This is a genomic window from Streptomyces sp. GC420 (genome assembly GCF_009916105.1).
Taxonomy (GTDB): domain Bacteria; phylum Actinomycetota; class Actinomycetes; order Streptomycetales; family Streptomycetaceae; genus Streptomyces.
The window spans coordinates 23,634-33,251 of record NZ_JAAAXQ010000036.1; the positions used below are offsets into that span (position 1 = coordinate 23,634).

Genomic DNA, 9,618 nt, shown 5'->3' on the forward strand with positions numbered 1-9,618 from the left:
CTCGGAACCGCCACGGGCCGGGTACGGGAACGCAAGATTCCGAGACCATGCTGCCCCGTGTTGTTGATCAGCACCGCAGGAACCGGGGGGCCGGTACGGGGAACGACTGGGCGGGCGCGAGCGGGGACTCGACGAGCGGATCGGACCCCTTCCTCTCCCTCGGGGACCGGAGGGCCTCCTTCACCGTGGAGCGCGACGGCGTCGATCTCCGCGGGGCCGCCGGCATCGCCCTGCTCCGCTGGAGTCCGGCCGGCCTCTGAGCGCGCCCCGGGCCGGTCCGTCCGTCGGCGGCCCGCCGACGGCGACGGCCGCCGGCCGTGGACCACGACCGGCGGCGGACCCGCGGGTGACGTACCGGGCCAACAGGAGGCGCTCAGCGCCTGGCCTTTCTCGTGGCCCGCAGCCACTCCTTGTTCATCGCGGCGATGGACGGCAGCGGGATGCCCTTCGGGCAGGCGACCGCGCACTCGCCGGTGTTGGTGCAGCCGCCGAAGCCCTCGGCGTCCATGGTGGCGACCATGTCGAGCACCCGGGTCTCGCGTTCCGGCGCGCCCTGCGGCAGCACGTTGAGGTGGTTGATCTTCGCCGAGGTGAACAGCATCGCGGAGCCGTTGGGGCAGGCGGCGACGCACGCGCCGCAGCCGATGCACTCGGCGTGCTCGAAGGCGTAGTCGGCGTCCGGCTTCGGCACCGGGGCGGCGTGGGCCTCCGGTGCCGCGCCGGTGGGCGCGGTGATGTAGCCGCCGGCCTGGATGATGCGGTCGAACGCGGACCGGTCGACGACCAGGTCCTTGACGACGGGGAAGGCCGCCGCGCGCCAGGGCTCGATGTCGATGGTGTCGCCGTCGCGGAAGGAGCGCATGTGGAGCTGGCAGGTGGTGGTGCGCTCCGGGCCGTGGGCGTCGCCGTTGATGACGAGGCTGCAGGCTCCGCAGATGCCCTCGCGGCAGTCGTGGTCGAAGGCGACGGGCTCCTCGCCGCGCAGGATCAGGTCCTCGTTGAGGGTGTCGAGCATTTCGAGGAAGGACATGTCGGCGCTGATTTCCCTGACCTCGTACGTGGTCATGGTGCCGGGGTCGCCGGGCCCGGCCTGGCGCCAGATCCGCAGGGTGAGGTTCACGCGTAGCTCCGCTGAGTGGGGTGTACGTACTCGAAGGTCAGGTGTTCCTTGTGCAGTACGGGTGCGGCGCCCGTACCCCGGAACTCCCAGGCGGCCGCGTAGGAGAACTCCTCGTCCTTGCGTTCGGCCTCGCCCCCCGGGGTCTGGGACTCCTCGCGGAAGTGCCCGCCGCAGGACTCGGTGCGGTGGAGCGCGTCGAGGCACATCAGCTCGGCGAGCTCGAGGTAGTCCGCGATCCGGTTGGCCTTCTCCAGCGACTGGTTGAGCTCCTGGCCGGTCCCGGGCACCTTGATCCGGCGCCAGAACTCCTCGCGCAGCGCGGGGATGCGCTCCAGTGCCTTGCGCAGGCCGGCGTCGCCGCGTGCCATGCCGCACTCGTCCCAGAGCAGTTCGCCCAGTTCGCGGTGGAAGGAGTCCGGGGTGCGGTCGCCGTCCACGGAGAGCAGCAGGTTCAGCCGGTCCTCGGTCTCGGCGACCGCCTCGGTGACCGCCGGGTGGTCGGGGCCGACGGGTTCGTAACCGCCGCGCGCCAGGTAGTCGTTGAGCGTGGCGGGCAGGACGAAGTAACCGTCGGCGAGGCCCTGCATCAGGGCGGAGGCGCCCAGCCGGTTGGCGCCGTGGTCGGAGAAGTTGGCCTCTCCGACGGCGAACAGGCCGGGGACGGTGGTCTGGAGGTCGTAGTCGACCCAGAGTCCGCCCATGGTGTAGTGGATCGCCGGGTAGATCCGCATGGGGACCTCGTACGGGTTCTCCGCGGTGATCCGCTCGTACATGTCGAAGAGGTTGCCGTACTTCTCGGCGACCTTCTGCTTGCCCATGCGGCGGACGGCGTCGCCGAAGTCGAGGTAGACGCCCTGGCCGCCGGGTCCGACGCCGCGGCCCTCGTCGCAGACGTTCTTCGCGGCGCGGGAGGCGATGTCGCGCGGCACCAGGTTGCCGAAGGCGGGGTAGATCCGCTCCAGGTAGTAGTCCCGCTCGTCCTCGGGGATCTCGTTCGGCGGGCGGGCGTCGCCGCGCGCCTTGGGCACCCAGATGCGGCCGTCGTTGCGCAGCGACTCACTCATCAGCGTCAGCTTGGACTGGTGGTCGCCGGAGCGCGGGATGCAGGTGGGGTGGATCTGGGTGAAGCACGGGTTGGCGAAGTACGCGCCGCGCCGGTGCGCCCGCCAGACGGCGGTGGCGTTGGAGTTCTTGGCGTTCGTGGACAGGTAGAAGACGTTGCCGTAGCCGCCTGTGGCCAGTACGACTGCGTCGGCGAGGTAGGTGGAGATCTTCCCGGTGATCAGGTCGCGGGCGACGATGCCGCGGGCCCGCCCGTCGACGACGATCAGGTCCAGCATCTCGGTCCTGGCGTGCATCTCCACGTTCCCGGCGGCAATCTGCCGGGACAGCGCCTGGTAGGCGCCGAGCAGGAGCTGCTGCCCCGTCTGGCCGCGGGCGTAGAAGGTCCGGGACACCTGGACGCCGCCGAATGAGCGGGTGTCGAGGAGTCCCCCGTACTCGCGGGCGAAGGGCACGCCCTGGGCGACGCACTGGTCGATGATCTCGACGGAGATCTGGGCGAGGCGGTGGACGTTGGACTCGCGGGCCCGGAAGTCGCCGCCCTTGACTGTGTCGTAGAACAGCCGGTGGACGGAGTCTCCGTCGTTGCGGTAGTTCTTCGCCGCGTTGATGCCGCCCTGCGCGGCGATGGAGTGGGCGCGGCGCGGTGAGTCCTGGTAGCAGAACTGCACGACGTGGTAGCCCTGTTCGGCGAGGGTGGCCCCCGCCGAGCCGCCCGCGAGGCCGGTGCCGACGACGATGACGGTGTGCTTGCGGCGGTTGGCGGGGTTGACCAGCTTGGCCTCGAAGCGGCGCCGGTCCCAGCGCTCGGCGATCGGCCCGCCGGGGGCCTTGGTGTCGACGAGCGGTTCCCCGACCTCGTACTCGGTGTATCGGTGCATGTCAGCTCACCACTCCGGTCATGACGGCGACGGGTACGGACACGAATCCGAGGGTCAGCAGCAGCGCGAGGCCGTTGGCCGTCGTCTTCAGGGCGCGCTGCCTGGCGGCGCTCGCGGTGGCTCCGAGGGTCTGGGCGGCGCTGTAGAAGCCATGCCTGATGTGCAGGCCGAGCGCCAGCATCGCGGTGATGTAGACGACGTTGCCGTACCAGGTGTCGAAGGTGGCGACGACGTTCTCGTACGGGTGTCCCGGCTGGGCGTTCTCGTTGACGGTGAGGGTGGTGAGGTCGAGCAGGTGCCAGACGATGAAGAGGCCGAGGATCACCCCGCCCCAGCGCATGGTGCGGGTGGCGTAGCTCGCGCGGCGCCGCTTGTGCGCGTAGCCGACGGGCCGTGCGGCGAGGTCGCGGCGGCTGAGCTGGTACGCCGAGACGGCGTGCAGCACCACGGCGGCGACCAGCACGACGCGGACGATCCACAGCGCCCACTCGTGGTGCAGGAAGGGCTCGCCGAGGGTGCGCAGCCAGTGCGCGTAGCCGTTGAACTCGCCGGCGCCGAAGAAGATCTTCAGGTTTCCGAGCATGTGCACGATCAGGTAGAGCAGCATCACCAGGCCGCTCACGGCCATGACCGTCTTCTTCCCGATGTTGGAGTCCCACAGCGTGCGTGCCATGGAGGGCCTGCGGTCCTGCGGTCCCGGTTTCGGGGACCTTCGGTCCCTTGACTTTCGATCCGTCCGTGTTGCCAGCGCCATGGACACAGACGCTAGGACGCCTCAGGTCAGAGGTCCAAGACATGGAATCGCTCATCTCGATAGATGTGACCTATCATGCGAGGTGTGCACTTCCAGCAGCTCCTGTACTTCGTCGCGGTCGCCGAGACTCGCCACTTCACCCGGGCCGCGGAGCGGGTGCACGTCGCGCAGCCCTCGCTGTCGCAGCAGATCCGGGCCCTGGAGCGGGAGCTGGGCGCGGACCTGTTCATGCGGGCGCGCGGCAACATCACCCTGACCGACGCGGGCGAGGCGCTGCTGCCGCTGGCCCGGCGGATCCTCGCGGACGCCGACACCGCGCGCCACGAGGTGCAGGAGCTGGCGCAGTTGCGGCGCGGCCGGGTGCGGCTCGGGGCGACACCGAGTCTGTGCACCGGCCTGCTGCCCGAGGTGCTTCGCGCCTTCCACGGCCTGCACCCGGGGATCCGGCTGCTGATCGACGAGGGCGGCAGCCACGATCTGGTGCGCCGGCTGGCGCGCGGTGCACTGGACCTGGCGCTGATCGTGCTCCCGCTGCCTCCCGGCTCGCCCGCGCTGACGACGGTGGAGCTGCTGCACGAGGACCTGGTGGTGGTCTCCGCCGCCTCGGCGCCTCCGCCCGCCGGGTCGCGCGGGGCGCTGCGGATCCCCGATCTGCGCGACCAGCCGCTGGTGATGTTCCGGCACGGCTACGACCTGCGGGAACTGACGGTGAACGCCTGCCGGGCCGAGGGCTTCGAGCCGTCGTTCACGGTGGAGGGCGGGGAGATGGACGCCGTGCTGGGCTTCGTGAGGGCCGGGCTGGGGTGCGCCGTGGTGCCGCGGATGGTGGCGGCCAGGTCCGGCCGGGATCTGCGGGTCACCCCGTTGGCCCGGCCGGGTCTGCGCCGTACGGTCGCTCTCGCGCACCGCACCGACGTGGCACCGCCGCGCGCGGCCCGGGAACTGCGCTCCGTGCTGCTGGAGACCGCGCGCGGGGGCCACGGCGGGGGCGCCGGTGACGTCACCGGTGATGGCACCGGTGACGGCGCGGGCGCCGGGGGCTGAGTCAGCCCACCGCGTCGACGAGGGCCAGCGCGTGCAGCTGCTCGGGCGGGCCCGGCCTGGCGTAGTACCAGCCCTGGGCCGTGTCGCAGCCGATCTCGCGGAGCTGCTCGGCCTGGGTGCCGGTCTCGACGCCTTCGACGGTGACCGCGAGCTCCAGACTGTGGGCCAGGGAGACGATGCCCTTGACGATCTTCAGGTCGACGGGGTCGGCCGGGTGCTGCTGCATGCCGCGGGTGAAGGAGCGGTCCAGCTTGAGGACGCTCACCGGCAGGCGGCGCAGGTTGGCGAGGTTGGAGTAGCCGGTGCCGAAGTCGTCGAGCGCGATGTCGATGCCCATCTCGGCGAGCTGGCGCAGCGGTTTGAGCAGGTCGTCGTCGGCTCCGATGAGGGCGCTCTCGGTGACCTCCAGGCACAGCGAACCGGGGGCGAGCCCGGCCCCCTCCAGCACCTCGACAGTGTCCGAGACCAGCCCGGGGTGGCTGAGCTGGCACGGCGAGAGGTTCACGTTGATGCGCAGGGGTCCGAAGTCGGGCCCGCGTTCCTGCCAGGCGCGCGCCTGGCGCACGGCCTCCTGGAGCACCCAGCGCCCCAGCGGAACGATGAGGCCGGTGTGCTCGGCGAGCGGGATGAAGCGGTCGGGTCCGAGCACCCCGTGCTGCGGATGCGACCATCGCACCAGTGCCTCGGCGCCGTTGACACGTCCGTTGCCGAGATGGACGAGCGGCTGGTACTCGATGAAGAACTCGCCCCGCTCCAGGGCGGTGGGCAGCGCGGTGGTGAGGCCGTGGCGGGTGATGGCCCGGGCGTCGGCCTCGGGGTCGGCGAGTTCGTAGCGGTTCCCGCCGGCGGTCTTGGCGCGGTACATGGTGATGTCGGCACTGCGCAGCACCTCGGCGGAGTCCCGCTCCCCCGCCGGTCCTTCGACGATGCCGATGCTGCCGCGGACGACGATCTCCCGGCCGTCCAGGGAGATGGGGGTGGCCAGGGCGGCCAGGATGCGCCCGGCGAGTTCGACGGCCTCGCGCTGGGTGTCGGGCCCGGTGGTCAGGGCGACGAACTCGTCGCCCCCGAGTCTCGCCACCATCTCGCTGGAGGCGGTGGCGCAGCTCTGCAGCCGGTCGGCGACCTCGACGAGAAGCCGGTCGCCGGAGGAGTGCCCGAGGCTGTCGTTGACCGCCTTGAAGCCGTCGAGGTCGAGGTAGCACAGGCCGAACCGCTGCCCGGGGCCCGCGGAGAGAGCCTTCTCCAGCCGTTCGAAGAAGAGCGTGCGGTTGGGCAGGCCGGTGAGCGCGTCGTGGGTGGCCTCGTAGCGCAGCCGCAGGTTGAGCAGCCGTCGCTCGGTTATGTCCTCCATGACGGACAGCTGGTACTTGGGCTCACCCTCGGCGTCCCGCAGCAGGGAGACGGTGAGGTTGGTCCAGAGCACCGTGCCGTCGGCCCGCAGAAACGGTTTCTCCACGCGGTAGTGGTCACGCTCGCCGCGGACCAGCTCTCCGTAGAGCCGCCAGGTTTCGTGGCTGTCCTCGGGGTGCGCCCACTGGGTGACGTTGCGGGTGCGCACCTCCCGCTCCACACCGCCGAACATCTGTGTGAGCCGGTCGTTGACGACGAGGACGTTGCCGGCGAGGTCGGCGATGCCGATGCCGACCGCCGCGCCCTCGAACACGGCGCGGAACCGTGCCTCACTCGCGTGCAGCGCCTCCTCCGCCTCGGTGCGGGCGCTGAGCGCGGAGCGTGCGATGGCCTCCTGCTCCGCGAGGGTCCGCTCGCGCAATGCCCGGGCGAAGCCGGCCGCGAGGGCGTGCTGGAGCCGGGCGCACCGGGCCATGCAGTCCTCGGTGGACAGGGCGGGATCGGGCGCGCAGTAGAGCACCAGGTACGCGTCGACGACGCCGAGGGTGCTGGTCAGCGCGTCGGTGTCGGTGCAGTGCGCCTCGACGAGCGCGGCACCGACCCGCTGGGCGGGTGCCGGGTCGAAGGGCCGCGCGCCCAGGGCCGTGCGCAACTCCCGGGCGAGCGGCAGTAAGTACTGCTCGAACTCGGTGCGCGACATGGATGTGGACGTGGCCGGGAAGATCGCCCGGCTCCAGATCGTCGCGAAGCGCCGGAGCCGGTCGTCGGGACTGCCGGGTCCGTCCGCCGGGACCGGGGCCTCAGTGGGAGGCTTCACGCCTTGCTTCCCACCCCGCCGTAACCCGAGAAGGCATATGGGTCCTCCTGCTCCGGGGAGGAGTCGGGCCGCCACAGCGGCATGGCCACCAGGCCCGGCTCCACCAGTTCGAATCCTTCGAAGAACCGGGCGATCTCCTCGCGCGAGCGCATGACGAGCGGACTGCGGGTGTTGCGGTAGACGTCCACGGCGCCCTCGGTCCTCTCGGATGCGAGGGGAATCCCGTCCATCGAGGCGTGGGTGAGGACGAGCATACTGCCGGGAGCGAGCTCGTCCCGGAGTTTCACGACGGCCGCGTACGGATCGTCCTGCTCCTCGAGGAAGTGGAGCACGGCGACCATCAGCAGTGCCGTCGGCCGTTCGCCGTCGATGAGCCGGGCGACCTCGCCGTCGGCGAGGATCTTCTCGGGCTCGCGCAGGTCGGCGGCGACGACGGCGGCCCGGTCGTTGCCCTCCAGCACGGCCCTGCTGTGGGCGACGGCGACCGGGTCGTGGTCGACGTACACCACGCGCGCCGCGGGGTCGGCCTCCTGCGCCACTTCGTGGACATTGCCGAAGGTCGGTATTCCCGAGCCTATGTCCAGGAACTGAGTGACTCCACGCGAGACGGCGTACCGCACGGCCCTGCGCATGAAGGCGCGATTCGCCTGCATGATCTTGGGGAGTCCCGGCATGAACTCCATGGCCTTGCGGGCCGCTTCCCTGTCCACCTCGAAATTGTGCGAGCCGCCCAGGTAGTAGTCGTACATGCGGGACACGCTCGGCACTGAGATGTCAATGCCCTGCGGGGCCCAGGCGGGACGCTCCATCAATGTCTCCAGCTGTTCGGCACGGCTGTACCGGCCATGTGATGGCCCAGTGTTCGAGCCGAGGCTACTGACAGCGCGCCAACAGGGCGAGCAAAAACGGAAATTGGCCATCCGTTCCCGGTCATTTTCGTACGGCATGTGCGCACCGTCCCGGGGTGGAATCACTCGGTCACCCACCGGCGCGCGGGACGGAACGCGCGCCCTCCGGCACGGCCGCCCCGGAGGACGGCGACAAGCCGGCCCGCCGGCCGTCCCGCTCCGCGAGTGGCGGAGGGAGATCGGACCGACGGGCCGGCAGGGCCGGGCGCGCAGCGTGGGGACTACTTGGGCGCGCCGGCCGGCTCGCGGCTTCCCTACGGCTTGCCGACCGCCTTGCCCTCGGGCGAGATGGCGTACCAGGTACCGCCGACGCCCTGGCCGTTGGTGTCGCCGGGCTTCTTGTCACCGGCGAAGGTGTACAGCGGCCAGCAGTCGATGCTCTGCTGCTTCGTGCCCTCGGGGCGGTTGAGGACGACGTAACCGCGCCTGCCGTCGTTGGTGTTGGCGATACCCTCGGTGTCGGACGCGTCGACGGGCTCCACGATCGGCCACTTCTTCAGGCACTCGCCGACGCAGTTGGACTTCATCGGCCAGGGCACGTCCTTCTCGAAGCGGTAGACCGTCATGCCGTTCCTGTCGACGACGATCTCACCCAGCTTCGGGTCCTTGCGGACCGACAGACCCGGCAGGTCCGCGGCCTCGGCACCCTCGCCGCCTCCGCCGGGGGCGGCCTTCTTGCCGTCGGGGGCCGCGGCGTACCACTTGCCGCCCACGCCCTGCCCCTTGACGTCGCCGGGCTTGGTGTCCTGCGCGTAGCGGTAGACCGGCCAGTTGCCCACGGTCAGCTGCTTGGTGCCGTCGGCCCTGGTGACCGAGCCGAGCAGGGCCTTGTCGACGCCCTCGGGAGCCTCGGCACCGTCCGCGAGGACGACGGGCCAGGCCTTCTCACAGTCACCGGAGCAGTTCGACTTCGGCGGCTTGGGGGTGTCGTCGTCGAACCGGTAGAGGGTGAAGCCGTCGCTGTCCGTGAGGACTTCACCGAGTTCCTTGCTCTCCCAGACGGCCAGCTGACCGCCACCCTTCGCATCGGTGCCACCGGCCGGGTCCGCGTTGCCGTAGCCGGTGTCCGCCCCGTATCCAGCGTCGGCGCCCGGCTGGGCGGCCGCCGCGTTCCCGGCGGGGGTGCCGGTGTTCGTCTGGCCGGCGTTCTCCTCACCGCACGCCGACGTCAGTGCCATCACCGCCACGGCCGTCACCGCGAGCGAGGCGCTCCGCCAGGTCTTCATGTGTACTCCCGCTGTCCGCTCTAAGTTCCGGCGCGGAGGTGCGCCGCTCATGGCCCTAGGTACGGGCGCGGGCACTCGATGCGTTCAAAGCGTTCCGAGAAATTTCCCGCAGTCCGGGAAGTGACTGAGTCCCGGCCGAGGGGTCGTCAAGGGTAAAGCGGCACAACTCCACCATCGGGCGAATGACGGAGATCTCGGGAATGACGGCCTCCCGCACGGACCATGATCCGAGGCGTGCCTCCTTGCCGACCGGCTCCGGGCCGGACCGAATTCGCCGCGCCACGGCGTGCGTTGGGAGCCGTGGCACTGCTCGCGGCGTTGCACGCGCCTGTGCTGTGGGCGCCGTACGCGTCGGCCGTCGCACCCGCCGACAGCTGCGCGTACGCCGTCGTCGCGCCTGGCGGTGCCGACGGGGGCGCGGCCGGCTCGGACGGCTCGGACGGGGGTGAGGCG

The 9,618-nt window shown here is 70.9% G+C and carries 8 protein-coding genes; 2 read left to right on the forward strand and 6 right to left on the reverse strand.

Annotated features, from left to right (window positions below):
- The first annotated feature begins 47 nt into the window (after positions 1-47).
- Positions 48-260 carry a hypothetical protein gene (locus GUY61_RS07445; protein ID WP_166629265.1) on the forward strand — a complete coding sequence of 71 codons (213 nt, stop codon included), beginning with the start codon at positions 48-50 and terminating at the stop codon, positions 258-260.
- A 113-nt stretch (positions 261-373) separates the two neighbouring features.
- Here GUY61_RS07445 and GUY61_RS07450 read toward each other — a convergent pair whose 3' ends face one another.
- Genes GUY61_RS07450 through GUY61_RS07460 form a run of 3 tightly spaced genes read right to left on the reverse strand, consistent with a single transcriptional unit; the run spans position 374 to position 3,817 of the window.
- Positions 374-1,120 (reverse strand): succinate dehydrogenase/fumarate reductase iron-sulfur subunit, encoded by a 747-nt coding sequence (locus tag GUY61_RS07450; RefSeq protein WP_166629266.1) that lies wholly within the window; start codon positions 1,118-1,120, stop codon positions 374-376.
- The gene (locus tag GUY61_RS07455; protein ID WP_166629267.1) at positions 1,117-3,063 is read right to left on the reverse strand and encodes a fumarate reductase/succinate dehydrogenase flavoprotein subunit; all 1,947 of its coding nucleotides are present in this window, start codon (positions 3,061-3,063) and stop codon (positions 1,117-1,119) included. Before GUY61_RS07455 ends, GUY61_RS07450 begins: the two co-directional genes overlap by 4 nt.
- 1 nt (position 3,064) lies before the next feature.
- Entirely contained in the window at positions 3,065-3,817 is a 753-nt protein-coding gene (locus tag GUY61_RS07460) for a succinate dehydrogenase (protein WP_208105676.1), read from the reverse strand.
- 84 nt (positions 3,818-3,901) lie between these two features.
- Here GUY61_RS07460 and GUY61_RS07465 point away from each other — a divergent pair, with 84 nt between their 5' ends.
- On the forward strand, positions 3,902-4,861 hold the full coding sequence (locus tag GUY61_RS07465) for a LysR substrate-binding domain-containing protein (RefSeq protein WP_166629269.1): 960 nt from the start codon (positions 3,902-3,904) through the stop codon (positions 4,859-4,861).
- Position 4,862: 1 nt separating this feature from the next.
- Here the strand turns inward: GUY61_RS07465 and GUY61_RS07470 are convergent, their stop codons facing one another.
- From GUY61_RS07470 to GUY61_RS07480, 3 genes are all read right to left on the reverse strand, one after another.
- A complete protein-coding gene (locus tag GUY61_RS07470) occupies positions 4,863-7,031 on the reverse strand; it encodes an EAL domain-containing protein (RefSeq protein ID WP_166629270.1) in 2,169 nt (722 codons plus the stop codon).
- Positions 7,028-7,840 carry an SAM-dependent methyltransferase gene (locus tag GUY61_RS07475; RefSeq protein ID WP_166629271.1) on the reverse strand — a complete coding sequence of 271 codons (813 nt, stop codon included), beginning with the start codon at positions 7,838-7,840 and terminating at the stop codon, positions 7,028-7,030. The genes GUY61_RS07470 and GUY61_RS07475 overlap by 4 nt, the downstream gene beginning before the upstream one ends.
- Before the next feature lie 353 nt (positions 7,841-8,193).
- Positions 8,194-9,165 carry an SCO0930 family lipoprotein gene (locus GUY61_RS07480; RefSeq protein WP_166629272.1) on the reverse strand — a complete coding sequence of 324 codons (972 nt, stop codon included), beginning with the start codon at positions 9,163-9,165 and terminating at the stop codon, positions 8,194-8,196.
- Positions 9,166-9,618: the final 453 nt, after the last annotated feature.